General features: G+C 63.3%; 16 protein-coding genes and 1 riboswitch. Of the genes, 11 read left to right on the forward strand and 5 right to left on the reverse strand.

Annotation, left to right across the window (positions count from 1 at the left end; all coding sequences use genetic code 11):
- Window positions 1-166: 166 nt before the first annotated feature.
- The 3 genes from S6FBBBH3_RS06860 to S6FBBBH3_RS06870 all read right to left on the reverse strand — a co-directional run bounded on the left by S6FBBBH3_RS06860 (window position 167) and on the right by S6FBBBH3_RS06870 (window position 5,242).
- Entirely contained in the window at window positions 167-1,363 is a 1,197-nt protein-coding gene (locus S6FBBBH3_RS06860; protein WP_120177041.1) for an amino acid aminotransferase, read from the reverse strand.
- Window positions 1,364-2,070: 707 nt separating this feature from the next.
- Window positions 2,071-3,768 carry an amidohydrolase gene (locus S6FBBBH3_RS06865; RefSeq protein ID WP_232008750.1) on the reverse strand — a complete coding sequence of 566 codons (1,698 nt, stop codon included), beginning with the start codon at window positions 3,766-3,768 and terminating at the stop codon, window positions 2,071-2,073.
- An 82-nt stretch (window positions 3,769-3,850) separates the two neighbouring features.
- The gene (locus S6FBBBH3_RS06870; protein ID WP_120177042.1) at window positions 3,851-5,242 is read right to left on the reverse strand and encodes an APC family permease; all 1,392 of its coding nucleotides are present in this window, start codon (window positions 5,240-5,242) and stop codon (window positions 3,851-3,853) included.
- Window positions 5,243-5,437: 195 nt separating this feature from the next.
- Window positions 5,438-5,615: riboswitch (Lysine riboswitch) on the reverse strand.
- Window positions 5,616-6,459: 844 nt separating this feature from the next.
- Between S6FBBBH3_RS06870 and S6FBBBH3_RS06875 the strand changes: the two genes are divergently transcribed.
- The 6 genes from S6FBBBH3_RS06875 to S6FBBBH3_RS06895 all read left to right on the forward strand — a co-directional run bounded on the left by S6FBBBH3_RS06875 (window position 6,460) and on the right by S6FBBBH3_RS06895 (window position 12,005).
- Window positions 6,460-7,362, forward strand: coding sequence for a universal stress protein (locus S6FBBBH3_RS06875; RefSeq protein WP_120177043.1), 903 nt, complete (start codon window positions 6,460-6,462; stop codon window positions 7,360-7,362).
- Between the two features lie 164 nt (window positions 7,363-7,526).
- Window positions 7,527-8,303 (forward strand): AlkZ-related protein, encoded by a 777-nt coding sequence (locus tag S6FBBBH3_RS11260; RefSeq protein WP_232008751.1) that lies wholly within the window; start codon window positions 7,527-7,529, stop codon window positions 8,301-8,303.
- Between the two features lie 139 nt (window positions 8,304-8,442).
- Entirely contained in the window at window positions 8,443-8,763 is a 321-nt protein-coding gene (locus S6FBBBH3_RS11265; protein WP_232008752.1) for a DMT family transporter, read from the forward strand.
- Between the two features lie 384 nt (window positions 8,764-9,147).
- Window positions 9,148-9,795 carry a TetR/AcrR family transcriptional regulator gene (locus S6FBBBH3_RS06885; protein WP_120177044.1) on the forward strand — a complete coding sequence of 216 codons (648 nt, stop codon included), beginning with the start codon at window positions 9,148-9,150 and terminating at the stop codon, window positions 9,793-9,795.
- Between the two features lie 217 nt (window positions 9,796-10,012).
- Entirely contained in the window at window positions 10,013-10,753 is a 741-nt protein-coding gene (locus tag S6FBBBH3_RS06890; RefSeq protein ID WP_120177045.1) for an aspartate/glutamate racemase family protein, read from the forward strand.
- 397 nt (window positions 10,754-11,150) lie between these two features.
- Window positions 11,151-12,005 carry a PI-PLC domain-containing protein gene (locus S6FBBBH3_RS06895; protein WP_120177046.1) on the forward strand — a complete coding sequence of 285 codons (855 nt, stop codon included), beginning with the start codon at window positions 11,151-11,153 and terminating at the stop codon, window positions 12,003-12,005.
- Window positions 12,006-12,181: 176 nt separating this feature from the next.
- On the opposite strand, the gene S6FBBBH3_RS06900 is transcribed toward S6FBBBH3_RS06895, so the two are convergent.
- The gene (locus S6FBBBH3_RS06900) at window positions 12,182-13,138 is read right to left on the reverse strand and encodes a DUF2156 domain-containing protein (RefSeq protein ID WP_120177047.1); all 957 of its coding nucleotides are present in this window, start codon (window positions 13,136-13,138) and stop codon (window positions 12,182-12,184) included.
- Window positions 13,139-13,337: 199 nt separating this feature from the next.
- On the opposite strand from S6FBBBH3_RS06900, the gene S6FBBBH3_RS06905 reads away from it, so the two are divergent.
- A complete protein-coding gene (locus S6FBBBH3_RS06905; protein ID WP_120177048.1) occupies window positions 13,338-14,240 on the forward strand; it encodes a LysR family transcriptional regulator in 903 nt (300 codons plus the stop codon).
- Between the two features lie 237 nt (window positions 14,241-14,477).
- Complete coding sequence (locus S6FBBBH3_RS06910; protein ID WP_120177049.1) at window positions 14,478-16,292, forward strand: flavocytochrome c; 1,815 nt, start codon at window positions 14,478-14,480, stop codon at window positions 16,290-16,292.
- A 185-nt stretch (window positions 16,293-16,477) separates the two neighbouring features.
- Here S6FBBBH3_RS06910 and S6FBBBH3_RS06915 read toward each other — a convergent pair whose 3' ends face one another.
- Window positions 16,478-17,731, reverse strand: coding sequence for an AAA family ATPase (locus S6FBBBH3_RS06915; RefSeq protein ID WP_170143859.1), 1,254 nt, complete (start codon window positions 17,729-17,731; stop codon window positions 16,478-16,480).
- Window positions 17,732-18,210: 479 nt separating this feature from the next.
- Between S6FBBBH3_RS06915 and S6FBBBH3_RS06920 the strand changes: the two genes are divergently transcribed.
- The 3 genes from S6FBBBH3_RS06920 to S6FBBBH3_RS11150 all read left to right on the forward strand — a co-directional run bounded on the left by S6FBBBH3_RS06920 (window position 18,211) and on the right by S6FBBBH3_RS11150 (window position 21,018).
- Complete coding sequence (locus S6FBBBH3_RS06920; RefSeq protein WP_408646501.1) at window positions 18,211-19,212, forward strand: bile acid:sodium symporter family protein; 1,002 nt, start codon at window positions 18,211-18,213, stop codon at window positions 19,210-19,212.
- A gap of 470 nt (window positions 19,213-19,682) precedes the next feature.
- Window positions 19,683-20,399, forward strand: a complete 717-nt coding sequence (locus S6FBBBH3_RS06925; RefSeq protein WP_120177052.1) for a CatA-like O-acetyltransferase — start codon at window positions 19,683-19,685, stop codon at window positions 20,397-20,399.
- A gap of 379 nt (window positions 20,400-20,778) precedes the next feature.
- Window positions 20,779-21,018, forward strand: a complete 240-nt coding sequence (locus S6FBBBH3_RS11150; RefSeq protein ID WP_120177053.1) for a hypothetical protein — start codon at window positions 20,779-20,781, stop codon at window positions 21,016-21,018.
- Window positions 21,019-21,168: the final 150 nt, after the last annotated feature.

The raw sequence follows: 21,168 nt of genomic DNA on the forward strand, positions 1-21,168 counted from the left end.
TCGCCAACCCGCGGATCTTTCGGAAAGTATAGAGAGCCCCTCCCGAAGCGTCGGGGCCGGACCGAGCCCACCCGAAACACGCGTCCCACAGGCGCATGAAAAAACTCCGCGACGACCCGCAGCCGTCACGGAGTTTCTTTCATTTCAAAGTGCGGAGAATGAACCGTCAGCGGTCCGCCAACACCTTCGCGAAGGCCTTCGCCGCGTAGTCGACGTTCTTCGTGGTGAGGCCCGCAACGCAAATGCGCCCGTTCTCAACGCCGTAGACCGCGAACTCTTCGCGCAGGCGCACCATTTCGGCCTTGGTGAGACCCGAGTAGGAGAACATCCCCTTCTGACGAAGGACAAAGGAGAGGTCCGCCCCGTGGGCCTTACCCGCTTCGGCGAACGCGACGCGCATCGCGAGAATGCGTTCGCGGGCGCTCTCGACTTCGCTCTTCCAGAGGGCAAAGAGCTCGGAGTCGTTCAGGACTTCCGCCACGATCGCACCCCCGTAAGCGGGCGGGTTCGAGTATTCGCTGCGAACGAGCGCTTTCAGAATCGAGCGGATCGTTTCGGCTTCCTCCGCGTTCGACGCAACGACGTGGAGCGCCCCGGCGCGTTCGCCGTAGAGACCGAAATTCTTCGAGGACGACGTGGCCGCGAGGAAATTGATCCCCGACCGCGCGAAAAGACGCAGGGCCGCCGGGTCTTCGTCGAGCCCTTCGCCGAAGCCCTGGTAGGCCATGTCGAGGAAGGGCACCAGGTTCCCCTGTTCGACCACCTCAAGAATACCCTTCCATTGTTCGATCGTGAGGTCGATCCCCGTCGGGTTGTGGCAGCAGGCGTGGAGCACCACGAGCGTCTTTTCGGGCAAAGCCTTCAGGTCTTCGATCAAGCCCGCGTAGTCGAGCGACTCCTTTTCGGCGTCGTAGTAACGGTACTTCGCAACGCCGAGGCGCGCCTCGTCGAGAATCGCGATGTGATTTCCCCAGGTGGGGTTCGAGACGACGGCGCGCGTGAGGCCGAGGTACTCGTGCGCGAAGGCGCTCCCCAACTGAAGGCCCCCCGTGCCGCCCAAGGTCTGAACGGTCGCGATGCGGGCGTGGTCCGTCGAATCGCCGAAGACGAGCGTCTTCACGGCCGCGTTGAAATCGGGATTCCCCTCCATGGGACCGTAAGCGTGGGGGCGCTTGCGCGCAAGGAGTCGCTTCTCGGCTTCGGCCACGGACCGGAAAAGCGGCACCTCGCCCGAGTCGTCGAGGTACATCCCGACCGAGAGATTCACCTTTTCGGGACGCGGGTCCGCACGGTAGGCGCTCGAAATCCCCAGAATGGGATCGTCGGGTTTGGGTTCGAGATTCGAAAAGAGATTCGTGACCATGGGGCTCGTCCTTCGGGCGCTCGGGCTTGTAAAACAACGAGGACCGCGACCCGAGCCGTCGTCGGTCCCGAATTCCGGTCCGCTTGGGGCGAACGGAATCTTCTTCTTTCAAGGATAGAGGACCTTTCCTTCGGCCGCCTTAAGAAAAACGCCTAGTGCGCCGCTTTTCGGCCCGATTTTCGGGCTTTTTCGCGATTTCACCTCCTCAAAACGTCCTACCCGCGCGAACGGTTTGCGCGCTCCAACGGAACAGCCTTTTCCCCATCGCCCTCCTCTCGAGCGCTTCCCTCAGTCAAAAAAACGGGACCGTCGTCCGAGGGTCGGACGAGAGGTCCCGGTGGGTCCGCGGCGGCGTTCTCCTTGAGGCGCGAAAGGAGACCCGTGAGTCATCTTTCACCGCCGAACGGCGCCGAGCGAACCCGAATCTTCTTTCCCGATCGGCCCGAAGACCCTTCGGGAAAGAAGCGAGAAAACTGTCGGCCTGTCAAAGTCGGGAAGCAACCGGACGCCCGGCACTTCGCGAAAAACGTCAACACCGCGAGCGGTATTCCCGAGGGAGAGAGCCCAGGCCGGAAACCCTCTCCCTCGGGGCTCGGAAGTCGGTGTTGCGCGTTGCGGGGTATCCCGAGGGAGCGGCTCAGGCCGGAATCCGCTCCCTCGGGGCTCGGAAGCTTGAAAGCTTGTTTCGAAAAATCCTCAGTCGAAGCTCAGTCGAAATTCACGTCGGCCTCGCCTTCCGTATTCCAGACGATGCGCCCGCCCGTCATGGTGAGAACGGCGCGCGTACCGGCAATGCGGTCGGCGAGCTCCCCGGCAGGGAGCGCAAAGAGGTCCGTGTCGCAGACGACGAGGTCGGCGAGGTACCCGGGGAGAAGCCGCCCCTTCGTCTGCTCTTCGAAGCTCGCGAAGGCGCTGCCCGTCGTGTAGGCGTCGATGGCGTCGGCCACCGTCACGCACTCTTCGGGGTGCCAGGGGGCGGCGTTCCCTTCAAAGCGCGTGCGGGTGACGGCGCTCGCCAGGTTCTGCCAGGGGTTCAGGTCTTCGACGGGGCTGTCGGTGCCGTAGGAAACGGGGATCCCGATCTCGTTCATCGTGCGGAAGGCGTAGCTCGTCGCGGCGAGTTCGGGCCCGACGCGATCCTCGACGATCGTCGTATCGTACTGAAGGAAGATGGGTTGCACGTGAGCGAGAATCGAGCGGCGGGCCATGCGTTCAAGCAACGCCCGGTCCGTGATCTGCACGTGCACGATCCCGAGACGCGCGGGGTTCGAGCCCGCACCCGCGTTTTCCGTCGTGTGCGCTTCGTAGGCGTCGATCACGCGTTCGATCGCACCGTCCCCGATCGCGTGGATGGTCGTCTGGAGACCCGCCGCCACAGCGCGGTCGACGAGCGCCGAGAGTTCCGCGGGGGTGAGAGTCGCAATGCCCGAGGTCGTCGGGTCGTCGCGGTAGGGGGCGCGCAGCAGTGCCGTGCGGGCGCCCAGGGAGCCGTCGACGAAGAGCTTCAGGGGGCCGACCCGGTTCATCCGGTTCCCGGTCGCCCCCGCCGCATCCCCCGTGCGAAGGCCCGAAACGAGGAAGTTCTCGAGGAGCTCCGGCGTCATGAAGCACATCTGGTGATTGACGCGCAGGGTGGGAAGCTCGGAGAGGACCGTATCGTAGTCTTCGAGCGTCGCCCGCCAATTGTCCCCCTGGACGTCCATCGTATGAACGCTCGTCACGCCCGAAGCGGCCGCGTGACGAAGCGCCGCACGGAGGTGCCGGCGCCGGGCCGCACGGTCCACGGGCGGAATCGCCGCGTAGATCTGCGCGAGCGCGTTTTCGGCGAAGATCCCGTTGGGTTCGCCCGCTTCGTCGTGCCCGATGTCGCCGCCCGCGTTCGGGACCGTGTCGCGGGTGATGCCGGCAGCGCGCATGGCGACCGTATTCGCTACCGCCACGTGACCGCACGTGCGCTCAAGAACGAGCCCCACGTCGGGCGCAACCGCATCGAGGTCCGACGCAAGCGGCATGCGCGCGACGTCTGTGAAGAAGTCGTGATTCCAGCCGCGCCCGTGGAGGACCGTTCCCGGAGCGGCCGGGTGCGCCTCAATGTAGGCGCGGATCGTCTCGAGCATTTCTTCGAGGCTGCGCACGCGTTGCAGATCGATTTCGTCGAGCGTGCGGCCCGCCGACATCAGGTGGCAGTGACTGTCGTTGAAGCCCGGGATCACGAGACGCCCTCGGGCGTCGATCGTGCGGGTGCCTTCCGGGGCGGCGCGGCGCAGGGCCTCGGCGGGACCCACGGCGCGGATCGTATCCCCGACGATGAGGATCGCTTCCTCGAACCGGTTCGTGTCCGCATAGACGCGGGCGTTCTCAATCAGGGTGGCCACGGGGGCGCTGTGGGTGTTCGTGTGTTCCATGATCGTCATTCCTAAATTCACAATTCGCTTTCGGTGAGCGCGCCGGTGCGCGCTCGGAAGTTGTCTTTTCGGGGGCAGTCCGTCAGTCGTCGGCGGCGAGGACCGGCCGGGCCGAGCTCGTCTCGGTGCGGCGGCGGGCCGCTTCTTCGGAGGACTTTTCAAAGAAGACCTTGAAGATCACGAGCGCAATCGCCGGAACGATGAGGTTCAGCATCGCGGTGAAGGGGTCTTCGAGGAGGGTCGAAACGAGGAGCCCGACCATCACGGCGATCACGGCCCAGATGAGGTACGGATAGAGCCAGACCTTGTAGGGGCGTTCCATCGTGGGGTAGCGACGACGCAGAACAATCACGGCGTAGAACGTAAGACCGTTGAAGATGATCCCCGAGACCGCGACAAGGCTCGTCAGCCCCCCGAGGTCGCGCATGAAGACAAGACCGATCGAGATGGCGGCGGAAGCGAGAAGCGCGTTCACCGGAGTACGGAAGTTGCCGTGCAGCGTGCCGAGCGCTCGCACCATCGCGCCGTCGCGCGCCATCGCGTAGTAGACGCGGGGGAAGACCATCACGCAGCCGTTCAGGGAATTGAAGATCGCGAGAATCATCGCCGCGGCGACCACGGTGCCGCCGAACGTGCCGAAGAGGACGTTCGCCGCTTCGCGACCGAGGTAGTAGTCGCCCCCTTCGATCATGGCGCGAATCGTTTCGTAGGGCAAAACGCGGAAGATCGAGTAATTGAAGAGGACGTAAAGGAGCGTGACGCCGACGATCGAGAGAATGATCGCCAAGGGGAGCGTACGGCGCGGGTTCTTGATTTCTTCCGCGATGCTGTTCAAGTTCGTCCAGCCTTCGTAGGCCCAGAGGGTCGCGACGACCGCAAAGGCCACGGTGGAAAGGAGCGTCCCGACGGAGGGAAGTTCTTCGGGCATCGTGAGAATCGGCGTTTCAACGTCGCCGAGAATGAACCCCGCACCGAGAATCACCGCGATCGGAAGGAGCTTCAGAACCATGAAGACATTCTGGACGGCCGCACCCAAGCGCACGCCCCGGATGTTCACAAGCGTCAGAAGCAGGATCGTGCCTGCGGCAAGGAACTTTTGCGCCCAGGGCCCCATCGGAAAAACGGTCGAGAGGGCCGCGGCAAAAGCGACGGCGAGCGCCGCAATCGACGCGGAAGCGGAAAGGACGAAGCTCGAAAAGCCGCTCACAAAGGCCGTCCGTTCGCCGTAGGCTTCGCGAAGGTACACGTACGAGCCGCCGGCCTTGGGCATCATCGCGCCCAATTCCGCGTAGCAAACGCCGCTCATGAGCGTGATCAAACCGCCCGCGATCCAAACGAGAAGAGCGAGCCCCAAGTTCATGCCCGAACGCTCGAGCACGATCCCGCCGATATAGAAGATCCCCGAGCCGATCATGATGCCCGCGAGGACCGATATGCCTCCGAAGAGGCCGATTTCACGACGAAGTTCCGTCATGGTGAGTCTCCGAAAGATGAAAAAAAAGAAGCTGCATCGCGTATCGATGCAACTTCTTCTCCTTTCGGAGGCCGAAGGACCGCGTCTCGGGCGGATTCCGGCTGCAGGGTCGATGCGACAAACGCCCTGCCGGAACCCTCGATGGCGGTTTCGGCCGCCCTCCCGGAGGCACACTCCGAGAAAGCGAGCGTCGTCGCGATCGATAGCTCCTCCAAAAGCCCCTGCGGACTTTCGGGAGTCGCGGAAGTATTTCTCCCGCGCCCAACGCCCGACCGACGCCTCGATCGGAGTTTCGGCGGTTTGGCCTTTCCCGGGGATCGTCGACTGCCGTCTCCCACCCGGTACTCATCCGCACCGCGCCTCTATCTGCGAATGCGCCCCGCCTTCGAACCCGTGTTCTTCGGGAGGGACGGGTGCCTTGAAACGTTTCCGCCTCAGGGCGCCCTTTGTTTCCGGGAAGCGCGTTTTGCGTCTCCCGTTGCTTTTAATTTGCACGAATTCTTCGTAGGCGTGGTCCCATCCCAACCCGTTTACCCGACTTTTTTGCCCGCCCCGACCGAATTGATGATGTTCGGCAACGAAGCTAAGCCCTATTGCCTAAACGATTCCGCCGAGCTTTGCGCCTCGGGCGATTTTAAGAGTGCTCGGCGGGCGAGGGGCGACCGAAGAGCGTCAAAAAGCAGAAGACTCGAACGAAAAACCGAAAAAAACGCTCGGTGCCTTGACAATTCGATTCATTCGTCCTACGATCCGCGGCAAGCGTACCCCGCACAGCTCCGACTCGTCCGTGAGGACGGGACGTCTGCAACAAGCGGGGTCTTTTTTTTGCTTGTTTTTCGGGCTCTTCCGACGTGTCGGAGAAGAAGGACTTCCGGGCGCTCGAAAACCCTCAAAAGCCAAACCCCCGCACCGATCGTCGTTCGGTTCGACGTTCGGTTCGACGTTCAATGCGAGGGCCCGACCGTCACGCGACCTTACCTCGCTCCGCGCTCGCAGCTCCTCGAAGCAGTCTCCCTCATTCCCCTCGGGCGTAATCCAACCGTCTTCCATGTTAAAACGCCTTGGAAAACGCGCTCCCGCGCAAAGAGACGCGTTTCGACGGCCTTTCGTCGGGTTTTCCTCCGCGCGTCCTGCGCGCCGCGCGCTCTGCGTTATGTCAGAATGGAAATAAGGAATCGAGCTTCTCCGGCCCGATTTTCACCCCAGGAGGTAAGTCTATGCGCATTCTCGTTCCCGTCGACGGCAGCAACCACAGCCGCAAAGTCCTTCAGTTCCTCGCCGCCCGTCGGACGCTGCTCGGTTCGAGCCCGACGATCGACCTCGTCAACGTTCAGCATTCGGTTCCCGCGGCCGTGATGCAGTTTCTTGACCTGCAAGCCGTGCGTTCGGCCTCCGAGGCCGAAGGCCGCAAGGTGTTCGACGCTATCAAGGCGGACGTCGACCTTTCGGGCCTCGAGCCCGAAGAAAAGGTGATCCTCGGCGACGCGGGCACCGCGATTGCCGAAGAAGCCGACCGCACCGAGGCGGACCTCATCGTGATGGGGACGCGCGGCCTCAACCCCGTGAAGGGCCTTTTCCTGGGTTCCGTTTCGACGAGCGTCTTGGCCCACACGAAGACCCCCTTGCTTCTCATCCGAAACGACACGCCCGTTCCCGAAACGAGCGACGTCAAGGTGGGCATTGCGGTCGACGGCTCTGAAAACGGCATTGCCGCCGTCGAATACGTCCTCTCGAACGCCGAATTCTTCGGCCCGAACGCGACCTTTGAAATCATTCACGCGACGCCCGCCTACCATACGCTCCTTTCGACCTCGGCCTACATGGTCGATACGATCGGGCCGCTCGTGACGGAAAAGGAATTCAACGACGGTCAGGAAAAGCTCTTCGAAGAAGCCGTCGGACCCGCGGTCGACCTCTTCCGCGCGGCGGGTCTTCCCTGCGAAGCGCGTCACTTGACGGGCGACGCCGCCGTGGCGATTGCCGAATACGCGGACAAGAACCTCGACATGCTCGTCATGGGCTCGCACGGGCGCGGGAACTTCTCCTCGGCCGTGATGGGTTCGACCGCGATGCACATCGCCGCCGAAACGAAGGCGCCGATCCTCATCGTCCGTAAATAACCCGAGCACCCTTCGCCCTTTCCGGACGGCCCCCGGGCGGACCGTCCGCGCTTCGTCGAAGCCCAAGGCCGGAAACGCTCTCACCCGTGCATCGCACCGAGGCGCCGTTTCCGGCCGTTTTGCTTAATCGTTCATCGAGCACTCTTCACCGGAGGCACTCTGCCATGCGTGCACCCGTCACCGTTCGCAGCGGTCGCGACATCGCGGCCCTCGTGCATGAAATCGGCTTTCTGCCGTTTTATTCGACACCCGTCCCCGGCTTTTCGCTGCGGGACCTCACCGATCCCGCGATCTGGATTTCGAACGACCAGCGCGTCAACCCCTGGTACTACCGTCAGGACGTGGCGCTCGACGACCGGATCGTCTACGGGAAACTCTTCGACGGGAAGATGGGCTTCGTCGACCTCGACCTTTTCCCCGACTTCGTGCGCGTTCGTCGCGACGGGCGCGACGCGCGCGAGATGCTCGAGGCAGAGCTCTTGAAACCCGTCGACCTCGCGGTGCTCGATGCGATCCCCCACGGCGAAAGCCTCACCGAACCCCTCATCAAAGAGAACCTCATCGTCGAGCCGAAGGGCGTGCCCGCCGCGCTCGCTCGCCTTCAGACGGCAACCTTCCTCTATACGGCCTCCTTTGAATACAAGCTCACCCGCGGAGGGCGCCCGTACGGGTGGCCGCTTGCCGCCTACATGCGGCCCGAAGAAGAGCTCGGGCACGAACGCGTCTTTCCCGCGCCCGAGCGCTCCTACGAGGCGGCGCGCGCGACGCTCCTCGAGCGCGTGCTTGCGGTTGTTCCCGACGCGCTCGAACGGTCGCCCGAGGGCGTCGTGCGCCTCATCGACTTCGCGATGGGACCGAAGGCCCGGAAGGCGAAGGCGGCGCCCGAAACCGAAGAAGCAAAGACCGCCAAAGCCACTCGCAAAGGGAAGGCCCGAAAGTGAGTCCCTACTGCGGCGGATCACCCGTGCGCCCTGCGGTCCCGACTGCGGGGCTTTTTTCGACACCCGAAACAAACCGAACGCTCGTTATGTTAGGATTCGGGCTTCGCTTTTTTATTTCTTTTGTTTCGTGAGGTTCGTCGTGTACGGCTACCTGCTTCTCACCGCCGCCATCGTTTCCGAAGTCTGCGGCACGACCTGCTTGGGAAAGTCCGCGGGGTTCTCGCAACCGGCTTGGGCCGCCGGCGGGCTGCTTTTCTACGCCGTGTCGTTCGTGCTCCTTTCAAAAGTTATGACGTTGATGCCCGTTGCCGTCGCGTACGCGCTCTGGGCGGGACTCGGCAACGTCCTCGTGCTTCTCGTCGGATGGGTCGTCTTTTCGCAGACGCCCACGCTCTGGACCGTTGCGGGCATCGGGCTCATCGTCTCGGGCGTAGTCGTTCTGCAGCTTGCCGGGAAGTGAGTGCCCGCCACCGCGAAGGAGGCGGCACCCCGCATGCGGTCTTGCGTTTTCCCACCGATTCGGATAACCTGGGAAATGAATCCCGTCGGCTCCCTCGCTTGCTCGGCTTCTGGTAGAGCTTGCGAGCGTAGGCGCAGAATTAAGGAACGCTGATCTGCGTACACTCGACGGACTCCCATTTCGGAAGCCGCCGCCGTTACGGCAGAACGAACGAAAGAGCGGCTTCCTCACCGCGAGCCTCGGCCTCATGCGACGCCGGGGCTTTTTCGTTGGTGCGCCCCGAACGCGTTGCGCATGACGGTGTATGGCGACGTATGACGGACGAGCGGTGACTTCGCGGTAGACTTCTTCCTCTCTTCCTCGACTCTCGCCCCGGAAACCCCGATGTCGGAACCGGAAAGCTCGCAAAACCAGACCATGACCGCATCGAACGACGCATCCCGACGCAATGCCCGCAACGCCCACAAGCGCCCCAAGAAACCCGCCGAAGTGCGTCGCCGGGTGCTTGAGGTCGCCGAGGAGCTCGCGAGCACGGCGGGCGCCGAGGGGGTGCGGTTTTCCGAGGTCGCAAAGCGCGCCGACGTCACGACGGGCGGGATCGTGCACCACTTCCCGAACAAGCACGCGCTCCTTGCGGCCGTGGTCGAACTCCTCACCGAGGATATGGAGCGCGACGTCGATGCGGCGATCGAGCGGGGCGACCCCGCTCCTTATCTTGTGACGCGCGTCTATGTGAAGCATGCCCTCACGGAAACGAACGCACGCTTTGCGGCGTTGATGCGCCTCATGCTCTCCTCGGGCGAGCTCGGGAACCTCTGGAATCTCGGACTTCAACGGATGCTCGAGCGCGCTCACCCGACGGACCGCTCGACCAAAGCCTACCTCGTGCGCTGTGCCGCGGACGGGCTTTGGCTCGAAGGCATTGCGACTTCGGGTGCCGTATCGGACGCGCACCGGGAGGCCGCCCGGGCGCTTGCAAGCGAACTCGAAACGCTCGCCGCCGAAGCATCTGCCGCGTCCGAGGTCCTGTGAGACCGTCCCCGGCGGAAAGCCCGCCGATCGGGGAGAACGATCCGGTCGTCGGACGACCGTAACGAAACGTCGCACCCGTTGCCGATCGTTCAATCCTCCTTCCTTCGGTTCCGCAGCGGGAACGCCTGCGCTACGATGGTTCTCGGACGCCCGTTCCGAGGCGCTCCGCGCGTACGTCAGTACGCGACTCGCACGAATAAGAAGAAGGAGACTTTTCATGAAAACCATCGGCATTCTCGGCGGCATGTCCTGGGAATCCACCGTCACGTACTACAAGGTCATCAACGAACTCGTACGCGGCCGTCTGGGCGGGCTCCATTCCGCGCAAATCGTCCTTCGGAGCCTCGACTTCGAAGAAATCGAACGCTGCCAGAGCTCGGGCGACTGGGCCCGGGCGGCGGAAATCCTCGCCGAGGCCGCGCGCGGACTTGAAGCGGCGGGGGCGGACGTGATTCTCATTGCCACCAACACCATGCACAAGGTCGCGCCCGAAGTCGCGCGTGCCGTCACGGTGCCGCTTCTTCACATCGCCGAAGCGACGGGCGCCGCGCTCGCGCGCCGCGGGATCCGAAAGGTAGGCCTTCTCGGCACCAAGTACACGATGACGGAGGCCTTCTACAAGTGTCGCCTCGAAGCGCAGAATTTCGACGTCCTCATCCCGTCGCCCGAGGACATCAATCTTGTGAACCGCGTCATTTTCGACGAACTCTGCCTCGGCACGATTCGTCCCGAATCGAAGGCCGAATTCCTGCGCATCATCGAGGACCTGCGCCGTCGCGGCGCCGAGGGCGTGATTCTCGGCTGCACCGAAATCGGACTTCTCGTGACGCAAGAAGATACGGACCTTCCCGTTTTCGACACGACGCTCATCCATGCGGAAGAAGCCGTGCGCTTCGCGCTCGGGGAGTCGTCCGACGAAACGAAGGACACGAACGACACAACCGCCGAGAAGGCCTGAGGCGCGCTATTCGGACACGATTCGAAGACGAACGGCGCGCGAAGTAAGCGCCCCCTCACGAGCCTCCGCTTTTCCCCTAAGCGGGGGCTTTCCGCTGTTTTGCGCCCGCTTTTTTCCGTTTTCCCGTTGTTTTTCACGCACCGCCCCGCTTCCCTCGACCTTGACGGCAGTTGACCGCCGTACACCCCGCGAATTTCGTTAGAATAGCGCACCGAGGATTGAACAACCGTTCAGGCACTTTTCCCGACCGCCGCGCCCTCCCCGTTTTCCCGCACGCATTTCGACCCCGACCGCCATGACCCGCCGTTCGACCACAGAAGAAGACATACCCGGCGCTTTGCGCCGTCATCCCCAAGGCGAGATGCCGCCCGAACGCGCGTCCTGCGGCCAAGGGAGGATGAGAAAAGCGATACGCTTTCTTTGTCGAACCGCCGCGGCGGGTGCGGTCCTTTTCGTCGCGTCCTTTGCGTTACTCGAAACGAAAGCGGGCTTTACCAAAATCGTCGACTGGGGGCTCTACGAGATCGAACCCTCCTGCACGCTCTGCGATCGGCTCCCCGAAGCGTCCGCCGTCGACCTCATCGCGCATGCGGGCGGAGAAATCGACGGCTTCACCTACACGAATTCCCGCGAAGCGCTTGCGGCCTCGCTCGAAGGGGGATTTCGCTTCGTCGAGCTCGACCTGCGCCGAACGCTCGACAACCGCTACTTTGCCGCCCACCGCGTGAAGGAATTCAATGCGATGACGGGCCACCCCGAGCAGTTTGAGATTCCTCCCACCGCGTCGGACGTGCGCGAACGGACGATCGACGGAAAGTACACGCCGATTCTTCTCGAAGACCTCGTACCCGTTTTTGAAAATCACCCCGAGCGCGTGCTCGTCACCGACAAGGCGAACCGCTACCGCAAGCTTCTCGACGAATTTCCGCTGCCCGATCAGCTGCTCGTCGAAGTGCGGAACGTCGACCAATACGTGGCGGCCAAATTGGCGGGCGTCCCGAACGTCGCGGTCGACACGGCGGACCCCGAGCTCGTGCGTCGCTACGGGATCGAACTCGTCGTCGTGTCGGCGGACCTTCCCGCCGAAGCGCTCAAGGCGTTGCGCGACACGGGCGCGAAGGTGCTCCTTTCGACCTACGACAATTGCAACGACATCCCCGCGTCCGCCCGGGAGCTCGCGTCGCTCGCGTACGTGGATACCTGCTCCACGGGTCGGGTCGAAACGAAAGAGGCCGACCCGCAGCGGATCTGACGACGTCGGACGGACGCCGCGCGATTCCGATCGACAACCTCGAAAAGGCGGCTTCTCTCTGCGGCAGCCGCCTTCTTCTTTTACGGGTCGGACGAATCTCGAACGCAGTTCGGATGGAATTCGAACGGGATTTGATTGGAATTCGGTCGGGGCGGCGCTTCCCTTCTCGCGACGAATCAGAGCGAGAGAAGTTCGAGAACCCCTTTTTGCACGTCGCCGAGCGGCGCCCACTGCAATTTCGCGCGGCGCAGCCCCGGGACGTTGATGTCCTCCTCTCGGTTGAGGATGCGAATCGCTTCGGGGAGAGACGCCGCAAAGGCCGAGGAGAGCGCGGGATAGACGCCGGGGTCGCGACGGCCCTTTTCGATGTGCACGGCCGCCATCCGCGGCGTCAAGCGTGCGCCGTAGGAAAAGCCGTCGACGCGCGCTTCGGGCGTCCCGTCGGAAAAGAGGACGCCCCCGAAAAGTGCCGGAGCGATGTCGGGCGAAAAGGCGCGGTGGATCGTGGCGCGCTCTTCTTCGAGACTCGCGGAAAGCGCCCCGCCCTCGGTTTCGGTTGCGTACCAGACGTCGAGAAATTCGAGGGCCCGTGCGATCGTTTCCTCGTCGACCGTGCCGTCTTCGCGCACGAAGGGACGGAAAACCGCTTCGGGGTTCGCGGTGCGATAGCGTTTCGCGAGATTGCGCTTTTTCGCCATCGCGCGCCCCTCGAGCGTTTCGATGCGATCGCGCCGGTAGAGGTAGTCCCAGTCGCCCGAACTCGACACGACGCGGAAGCGCCGCTCGGGCACCGCACGCTTGACGGCACGCAGCAGATCGTCGACGGGCCCGTAGAGGCGAAGAGGCGTGCCGCCTTCCTTTGCCGCAATACCTTCGAGCATCTCGACGTGCGCGGCCGTGAGGTTCGTGCCGATCGGGAGGTAGTAGACCGGTTCCTCGACCGAAATCGACACGGTGCGAAGCCACAGAGCGCCCTGCGCCTGCGCCGCGGCCACACCCCGCTCGATCCCGCGCGTCAGAAGCGACACGATCGAAAGGTTGCAGTCGCCTCTGCCGCCCGCGGGCAGGTAGGTTTCAAGAAGCGAACGGCTTGCGGGGGTGAGCGGCTGAAAGTCGAGCGTGTCGGAAGACATAAGGAATTTCTAGTGTTCGGCGGAAATGCATAAATTCTACCAATTTCCAACCGCGTTGCTTGAGGCGAAATATCCGCGAACATTGCCCGATTCCGCCGCTTGAGCGCTCTCCCGTATACTTTCCGCATCGACCACCGCCTGCGGGCCGGAGGACGAGCGGCCCCGTTTCGTTCGTCGACCCGCACCATTTCGACCCGCCATGCATTACGACCTCACCGACCTACGCATGTTTCTCGCGCTCGCGCGCACGCTCAACATGGCTGCCGCCGCCGTCGAATCGGGCCGCTCGACCGCGGCCCTGAGCCAGCGACTCAAGAAGTTCGAAGCCGAAGTCGGCACCCCGCTTTTCGTTCGCGAAGCGCGGGGCCTCGCGTTGACGAGCGCCGGCCACGCCTTGAAGCCGCTTGCCGAAGACGTGCTCGCAACGAGCGCCCGAATGGAGTCGGCGCTCGCCGCCTTTCAACCGGGGAGCCGCCCGGTTCTGCGAATCGCCTCCAATACGTCCGGCATTCAAAACCACCTGCTTCCCGCCGTAGGCGCTTTTTTGCGCGAACACTCGGTGCGGCTCGTTTTTCTCGAGCGGCAAAGCCGCGCCGCCGTGGAAGCGGTGTTGGCGGGCGAGGCGAATCTCGCCTTTTCCGTCGAGCGCGCGGCCCGCGAATTCGAGCCCGAAGCGCACGTCGTGCCGTTCACGGTGGACCGCCACGTGCTCGTCGCCGACCCCGACCATCCGCTCGCGCGGGAAGAGTCCGTACGGCTTCGAGACATTATCGATTTCCCCTATGTCGGCCTCCCCGAAACCGCCCCGATGGGACGCGCGATGCGGGAGCGCACCCGCGCGCTCGGTCTTCGGTACGAACCCGTCGTCGAGGTGCCCTCCTTTTCCCTCATGCTTCGGCTCGTTCTCGACGGCGCGGGGATTGCGGTCGTTCCGCGGTCGGCGCTTCGCCCCTTCGGCGGGCTTGAAAAGCTCGCCGTCGTACGCATCGAAGAACCCTGGGCCCTGCGCCCGCTCGTTTTTGCCTACGCCGCAGCGCGTCCGCCCGTGGGGGCCGCGCGGGATTTTCTGGATTTTCTCGGGCGGGGCGGTCGCATCGGGTGAGGTTCGGGCGGCCGATGTCGGGGGCGCATCTCGATCGGATCTCGGTTGAGCCCCGGGTTGTGCCGGAGGATGTTTCAACACCCCGCTTAAGTCTTCGTTAAGTTTTTTCGAAGCGACGCGTACGTCGAAAGTCGTAGAGTGCGCTCACCGTGAAGAACGTCGAAGCGCACCGAAGCTCCTGAGGCTCTCGAAGCTTGCGACGTTCTCCATTTGCCCCAACACTCAACGGAGACCCCCATGTTCCAACTGAAAACTTTGATTGCCGCGCTCGGCTTCGCCCTCGCGGGCTCGGCCTTTGCCGCGGGCGCCGACCTCGCCTCGTTCCATTCCAAGATGGGCGGCTGCGCCGTCTGTCACGACACGAATACCGTCACGGCCGCCGCCGTTCCCGACGACGAACGCGACTTGAACGCGAAGTGCAACACCTGCCACGGCGGCTACAAGGCGCTCGCCGAAAAGTCGAAGAACCTTCCCTTCAATCCGCACGCTTCGCACCTCGGCAACATCAACTGCACCTCCTGCCACAAGGCGCACGAAGAGCCGAAGCTCGCCTGCAACGACTGCCACTCCTTCGACATGAAGATGCCGTTCGCGTCGAAGACCGACAAGAGCGCGAAGGCGACCGACGCTCGCAAGGCGGGCGAAGGTTCCTGGGACGAACGTATCGACGAAAAGGCGCTCGCCGCCGCGCTTGCCGCTCCGGCACGCGAAACGGTCGACGTAGTCGTGATCGGTGCCGGGAGCACCGGCTACAACGCCGCGATCAGCGCGAAGCGCGCGGGCGCCAACGTGCTCCTTCTTGAAAAGCACGCCTTCTCGGGCGGCAACTCGATGCTCGCCGCGGGCGGCTACAACGCCGTCGGCACGAAGCAGCAGGCGAAAAAGGGCGTTCACGACACGGTCGAATCCTTCATCGCCGACACGATGAAGGGCGGCCGCGGCAAGAACGACCCCGAACTCGTTCGCATTCTCGCCGAAGAAAGCGCTGCCGGGATCGAATGGCTCGAGTCGCTCGGCGCCAACATGGACGACCTGAAGCGCTCGGGCGGCGCCGCCCACGACCGTACGCACCGTCCGGCGGACGGGAGTTCCGTGGGGCCGCACATCATCGACGTCCTTCGCGCCGCGGCCGAAAAGGAAGGCGTTCCCGCCCGCGTGAATTCCCGCGTCGTGAAGATCAACCTCGACGCCGACCACAAGATCGAAAGCGTCATCGTGCACGGCAAGCACTCGGGCTACTACAAGTTGGCCGCCAAGGCCGTCGTGCTCGCGACGGGCGGCTTCGGGATGAATAACGAGATGGTGAGCTTCTACCGCCCGACCTTTAAGGGCATGACGAGCTCGAACAACGTGACGAGCACGGGCGACGGCCTTCGCATGGCGCTCGATATCGGCGCCTCCGCGACCGACATCGACTGGGTGCAGGCGCACCCGACGGTCGGCAAGGAAAGCCGCATCCTCATTTCGGAAACCGTTCGCGGCGTGGGTGCCGTGATGGTGAACGTCAAGGGCGAACGCTTTGTCAACGAACTCACGACCCGCGACCGCGCTTCGGACGCGATCCTCGCGCAGCCCGAACGCTCCGCGTGGTTGGTCTTTGACAGCCAGCTCTACAAGAAGGCGAAGATGGTGCGCGGGTACGACCACCTCGGGATGCTTCGCAAGGCCGATACGGTCGAAGGGCTCGCGAAGGCGATGGGGGCCGATCCGAAAACCCTCGAAAAGACGCTCGCCGACTACAACGCCTACCGTGCCGCCGGCAAGGACGAAGCGTTCGGGCGCGCCGACATGCCGCTCTCGATCGACAAGGCTCCGTTCTACGCCGTCGCCGTCGCACCCGGCATTCACCACACGATGGGCGGCGTTGCCATCTCGACCGAAAGCGAAGTGCTCGACATCCAGAGCCGTCCGATTCCGGGCCTTTACGCTGCGGGTGAAGTGACGGGCGGCGTGCACGGCTTCAACCGCTTGGGCGGCAACGCCGTCGCCGACACCGTGGTGTTCGGCCGCCGCGCGGGCGAACACGCTGCGAAGTACGCCCTCAGTAAGTAAGGGAAGTACGAACCCTCCGTGCGCGTCGTCCCGAAACGCGCACGGGGTGTAGCACTCAAGAAGCCGTCCGTTCGGATGCGATCCATGCGTCCGACGGGCGGCTTTCCGTTTTTCGCTTTCCGCTTCGTTCCTTTTTGTCCCGCTTCGTCCTCCTTTTCCTGCCGTCGTTTGTGCGGGCTGCGAGCTCATCGACCCGTCTTCTGCCACAGGATCGAAGCGCCCGCAAGCGGGGCCGAAAACGCGAGAACTCCGGGCACGCGTCTGTAAATAAGTCCTTTCTTCGTCATGCGTGTCACTTGGCGTGAAAGCTCGCCCTCTGTTTTTCCAAGAAGCGTCGCCACATCGGCCGCGGAGCACGTTTCGGAGCCGCTCTCGGCCGTCTTTTCCGCCATCACTTCAAGCAGCGCCATTTCCGCAGCCGTCGCCCCGTCGAGCGCCTCCGCGTAGAAGTCCCGATCCAAGGTGCGAAGAGCCTCGGCACGCGTCGCCTCGAAGTCCGCTGCCGTGAGGGTATTTGCTTCCCGTACCGCTTCCGGTCCGCCGCCGGCCGTCCGCTCGCACCAAGCCTTCCAAGCCGCAGAAGCCCACATCTGAAGAAAGAACGGATACCCCCGTGTTTCGCGAGCCAAGAGCTCGAGAGCCTCCTCCGTCACGGTCGTGCCCGAAACCGTAAACGCTTCAAGAGGCTCGACGATCGCGCGGCGCACGGCTTCAAGGTCCAAAGGCCCGAGCTTGCAAAAGCGAAAGAGTCGTTCGGCATAGGATTTCGCGTCGCCCGTCATCCGCAAAATCTGCGGGAGGCCCGTAGCAACGAACATAACAGGCAATTCGAGCTGCCCGACCCTATGAACGGCGGCCAGAAGCGCGGCGAGGTCTTCTGCATTCAACAGCTGAAGATCGTCGAGTGCAATAAACCAACCGCGGCCCGCTGCATGAAACGCATACCCGAGCGCTTCGAACAGCTCCGGGAGATCGACTTCGAGGCTGCCTGTTATGACTACATCGAAAGGATCTTCGTCGGGTTCGAACCGGTCGAAGCTGTCGCCCTCCCCGACCCCGTACGTCGCCTCGAACCGACACAGAGCAGAAAGGAATTCGTCGGCCTCGGCGCTTCCGAAACCATCGGAAAGTAGAAGCCACGTCGCCGCCGCCCGAATCTTCGGAGCGAGCAGAGCCGCGAGGTCCCTTTCGCTCTCGTCCTTCGGGCAATCGATGCTCGATACGACAAACCCGTACATCGACGCTTCTCGTGCAATCGCCCGCAAAAGCGCGGTTTTCCCCATGCCGCGATCACCGATGAGAAGCACGGGGCGACCCGAGCGGCCTTGGAGGAGCCTGCCGCAGGCCGTGAGCGCGGACGCAAGCGCTTCGTCGCGGCCTGCGAGTACGGGAGGCTCCGCTCCACGGCGGGGCGTGAAAGGATTTCGACGGGTGTCCATGAGCATTCCTCCGGGGGTGAAGATCTTCGGGGCGATTCGAGGCGACTCAGGGTGACTTGAAATGCAGGCATGGTACCGCGACGGGAAGTGCGGTGCGCGGCCTTCCGTTCGGCCTTCCGCAGCGCATAAGGAAAAAGTCGAATCCCCTTACTCGACATTTCGCCTAATCCAATCCGCCGAGCCCTCTTGCGCGGACGCAGGACTCGGACGAATTCCGTTTTTTTCGTGCACTTCGCCCTGAAAACGCGGAACACGAAATTATATCCCTCCGATAGATTGAAAGAACCGCGACGCAACTTGAGTGCCCGCAGCCGCCCGAATCCTTTCCATCACGGGGCGGCCCGAAGGCCCGCTCGCGGGACTTTCTCACCGAGGGCTCACCCCCTCACCTTTGGAACCATTGACATGACCCGAATGAACTTCCGCTTTGGGTTCCCGGCCGCAAAACGACCGGGATTTAGTAAGGAGTAACAACAATGTTGCAGGTTTTCGCTACGCTCAGCCGTTTGGCCAACAAATTCTTTGCCGTCCTCGTCGTCATTGCGGGCGTGATCGGCTTCATTTTCCCGGAAACCTGCAAACTCATTGCCCCCTACATTTCGATTCTGCTTGGCGTCGTGATGTTCGGGATGGGTCTTACGCTCTCACCTGACGACTTTCGTGAAGTCGTGCGCCGTCCGCGCGACGTCGCCCTGGGCGTTCTCGGGCAGTTCGTGATCATGCCCGTTTCGGCCTACGTCCTCTGCCTCGTTCTCAACCTTCCGCCCGAACTCGCGGTGGGTCTGATGTTGCTCGGCTGCTGCCCGGGCGGCACCGCCTCGAACGTGGTGACGTTCCTCGCCCGCGGCGACGTGGCGCTTTCCGTCACGATCACCTCGTGCACGACGCTTCTTGCGCCTCTTGCGACGCCCGCCCTCATGTGGTTCTTCGCGAGCGAATGGTTGGCCGTCGACCCGACCGCGATGTTCCTCTCGATCGTGCAGATCATCCTTCTTCCGATCGCTGCGGGCGTGCTCGTTCACAAGGCGCTCGGCTCGAAGCTTGACAACGTCGTCGCCGCTCTGCCGCTCGTTTCCGTGACCGCCATCGTCCTGATCGCCGCTGCGGTCGTGGCAGGTACGCAAAAGCAGCTCCTGAACGCCGGCCTCCTCGTCTTCACGGCGGTGTGCCTCCACAACGCCATGGGTCTTGCCTTCGGCTATCTCCTCGCGAAGGCCACGGGCATGGGCCTTGCGAAGCGCAAGTGCATGGCGATCGAAGTCGGCATGCAGAATTCGGGCCTGGGCGTGGCGCTTGCGACCGTGCACTTTGCTGCGAACCCGATGGCGGCGCTTCCGTCCGCGATCGGCGCCCTCTGGCACAACGTGACGGGTCCGATCCTCGCGTCGGTCTTTGTGAACTGGCGCGAAGAAGGCGAAGCGCCTTCCTTCTTCGACCGACTCGACGCCTCCGCTCGGAAGCCCGAAACGGAAGCAGCGTAAGGGATCAACTCGCTGCGCACGGGCACGAACGGCCTCCGAGTCCGACGTGCTCCACCATGAAATCAATCCCCCGACCGACGGAAGCGGCCGGGGGTTTTGCTTTTTCGGGCGCTCCGGATTTTCCCTTTTCCGACCGTTTCGGAGGTTGTCCGTCGGGGCTTCGTTTCTCGGAGAACATCCTTCGATGCGAACAACGCACCGGTCCGAAACGCTTGCGTGCAGTATTGCGGCACCGACCGCGATCCCGAGCGTCATGCGACGAGCCTCGTCTTCGAACCGTCGTATTCTCTCAAACGAACCGAAAAGTAGCACCGTAAACAAACTGAGATGGTGTTCCTCCTCTCCCTCGAGATTGGGTCTGTGTCCCGTGGTGAAGATGTCCGCGGAGTCCGCCCGAGGCCAGCTCCGAGGGAAGGCCATCACGCGGGTGGTAGACTTCGGGCTTTCGAAACCTCGACCCTCACCGACCCATGACTGCCTCCCCATCCGCTTTCTCCAACGCAGCCGCTCGTCTGGAGCCCGTTGACCTCGATCGCCTTCCCCGCGCCGACCATTTCCGCGCCTTTACCCAGGCCGTCCCCTGCACCTTCGCGATGACCGTGCCGCTCGACGTGACGGGCGCCGTGGCGCGACACCGCTCCAAAGGCGTGCCCCTCTATGTGCTTCTCATGCACGCCGTTCTCGGCGTCATGAACGCTCCCGACCTTCCCGAATTCCGATTCGATTGGTGCACCGGTCAACGCTCGCCCGACGGCAAGAGCGAGAGCAAGGATGACATACCGGGCGTCTGGTCTCGGGTCGGCGCGAATTTCACGCACATGAATCCCGAAACCCAAACCTTCATGTCCCTTTGGCTTCCCTGGGTCGAGGACGAGACCGATTTCGTCGCCCTATACCGCGAGACGATCGAGCGGTTCGGCCGGTCGCCGCGCATGGTCCCCCAAGGATCGATTCCGCCCAACAACGTGCCGATTTCGATGATCCCCTGGACGGCCTACACGGGCTTTCAGGTGAATTTCCCCAATTTCCGGTACCTGCGTCCCGTCGTCACGATGGGAAAGTTCGGACCGTCCGCCGCGGACCCCGCACGGCTGACGCTTCCCTTCACGCTTCAGCTTCACCATGCAACCGCCGACGGGTGGCACGCCTCGGAAGCCCACCGGCGCATCGAGCTCGCAACGCGTTGACACTTCCTCCGACTTCCCCGTCCGCCCTCCGACATTTTTCCGACATTTCTCTCTCAAAATTACAAAACTGTGACGGAAGGTCGGCGGGGCCGAGTCGCCCATGGCACGATTCGCTCGCGACCTTGAAAGCCCCCGATCGGGAAGCTCGGATATACGGTGAAGCCCCCGAAGTGCCCTTTTCCGCCCCCCGCAGATGCCTTCGGGCGGGGGCCGTAAGGCGGAAACATTCGGTTGCGGCTCGTTGCCTCGCGACACCCGCAAGGAATCCGATCGGGCTTAATGTAGACACATAGACGCAGACGAAAGCGTGCGAAGCACCCTCTCCGACGGCTTCCCGCTTTCTTCTCCCCTGTCCCGACAAAAACCAATGAGGTACACCATGCTCAAGCAATCGAAGAAGACCATCCTCTCGACCGTTGCACTCTCGGCGCTTCTCATGACGGCTCTTGCCGGGTGCGAACAGTCCGCTCCGACGGCGCCCGCGACCGAACCCGCTCCCGCGGCTCAGACGACCCCGGCTCCGGCCGAAGCGCCTGCTGCTCCTGCGGCTGAAACGCCCGCTCCCGCGGCCGAAGCCCCCGCCCCGGCTCCCGCCCCCGCCGAAGCTCCGAAGTCCTGATGATGTGATCTCAGGCCGTCCCGAGACGTCGAAAATTCCGAAGCTTTGACGCTCGAACATCCCCGCCCGGGGCGTGTCGCACACAGCGCGCACGCCCCGTTCGTGTAAAAGACGCCCGTAGGACAATCGCTTCGAACTTTGCTTCGTTTT

It is taken from the genome of Sutterella megalosphaeroides, assembly GCF_003609995.1.
GTDB classification, from domain to species: domain Bacteria; phylum Pseudomonadota; class Gammaproteobacteria; order Burkholderiales; family Burkholderiaceae_F; genus Sutterella; species Sutterella megalosphaeroides.